We start from the raw sequence: 1,771 nt of genomic DNA on the forward strand, positions 1-1,771 counted from the left end.
TTCGGGCCCTGCGTGACGTCGGCCTTCAAGACCCGGTTGTGGTCTTGAAGGCCGACGTTGTTGTGTGGGGTGGGTGCGGGTGTCGATGCAGCCGAAGGGGTCTGGGGAGATCCCGGAGGAGACGGTGCGGGTGGCGCGGGCAGCGTTCCCGAAGGGAAGCCTGGCGATCCGGGTGAGGGACGAGTTAGGTGTCCTGTTCACCGATGAGCAGTTCGCGGGCCTGTTTGCGGTGCGGGGCAAGCCTGCCTGGTCGCCGGGGCGGCTGGCGCTGGTGCTGGTGTTGCAGTTCGTGGAAGGGCTGACCGACCGGCAGGCCGCGGAGGCGGTGCGGGCGCGGATCGACTGGAAGTATGCGCTGGCGCTGGAGGTGGCCGATCCGGGGTTCGACTTCTCCGTGTTGTCAGAGTTCCGGGACCGGCTGGTCAGCGCCGACGGTGGCCAGCCGGTGCTGGACGGCATCCTGACCGCTGCCCGGGAGAAAGGGCTGCTCAGCCGTGGCGGCAGGGCACGGACCGACTCCGCGCACGTGCTGTCCGCGGCGCGGGATCTGAACTGGCTGGAGCTGGTCGGTGAGAGTCTGCGGGCGGCACTGGACGCGGTGGCGTGCAGCGAACCGGAGTGGCTCAGCGCGCATGCCCTGCCGGACTGGTTCACGCACTACTCGACCCGGATCGAAGACTCCCGTTTCCCGAAATCCCAGGCCAAGCGGGCTGAGGTGGGGCGCCGGATCGGCAGCGATGGCATGCGGCTGCTGGAGATGCTCTGGACCGAAGCCCCGCTCACACTGCGGGCGCTGCCGGAGGTGGAGCTTCTGCGGAAGCTGTGGATCCAGCAGTTCCACCTGGTGGAAGGCGAGGTGGAGCGACGGGACCCAAAAGACCGGCCACCGGGCGCCCAACGCCTGGTCACCCCCTATGACCCCGAGGCACGGGGAAGCGTCAAACGCGACACCTTCTGGGACGGTTTCAAGGTCCATCTCACCGAGACGTGCGAGCCGGGGACGGTGCACCTCGTCACGGATGTGACCACCACCGCCGCCACGGTGCCCGACGACCGGATGGCAGCCGTCGTGCATGCCGGCCTTGCGAGACGGGACCTGCTGCCCGACGAGCACTGGGTCGACACCGGTTATGCCAATGCCCAAACCCTGGCCGCAGCCCAGCGTGATCACCAGGTCGCGCTGCACGGACCGCTGAAGTCCGTGACCGTCCCGCACGCCCGCGGCGAGGCCGCCTATGGGCAGGACGCGTTCACCATCGACTGGGACAACCAACACGTGACCTGCCCGAACGGTGTCACCAGCACGCAGTGGCACCAGCGCCGTTCGGAAGACGGACTGCCGGCCATCCGGGTCCGGTTCTCTCCGGCCGACTGCCGAACCTGCCCCCAGCTGAGGGCATGCGTCAACTCCCCCAAGGCCCAACGCCGGGAGATCAACCTCAAACCCCGCGAGGAGTACGAAGCACTCCAGCAGGCCCGCAAGCTCCAGCAGACAGATGAGTGGAAGGACCGCTACAAGATCCGTGCCGGGGTCGAGGGCACCATCTCCCAGGCCGTACAAGCCTGCGGCCTGCGCAGATCCCGCTACCGCGGCCTGGCCAAGACCAGCCTCCAGCACCAACTCACCGGCGCCGCGATCAACCTCATCCGCATCAACGCCTGGCTCACCGGCCAACCCCACGCCCGCACCCGAACCAGCCCACTCGCAGCACTTCGCCCCGCCGCATAACGACGGGGCGAAGCAACCAGGGCCCGAATTAACCAACAGCGT

The 1,771-nt window shown here is 68.2% G+C and carries 1 protein-coding gene; it reads left to right on the plus strand.

Annotated features, from left to right (window positions below; translation table 11 throughout):
* Positions 1-79 precede the first annotated feature (79 nt).
* On the plus strand, positions 80-1,729 hold the full coding sequence (locus ASC56_RS00005; protein ID WP_079102183.1) for an IS1182 family transposase: 1,650 nt from the start codon (positions 80-82) through the stop codon (positions 1,727-1,729).
* The last annotated feature ends 42 nt before the right edge of the window (positions 1,730-1,771 follow it).

Source organism: Streptomyces sp. TP-A0356 (assembly GCF_001417775.1).
Taxonomy (GTDB): Bacteria; Actinomycetota; Actinomycetes; order Streptomycetales; family Streptomycetaceae; genus Streptomyces.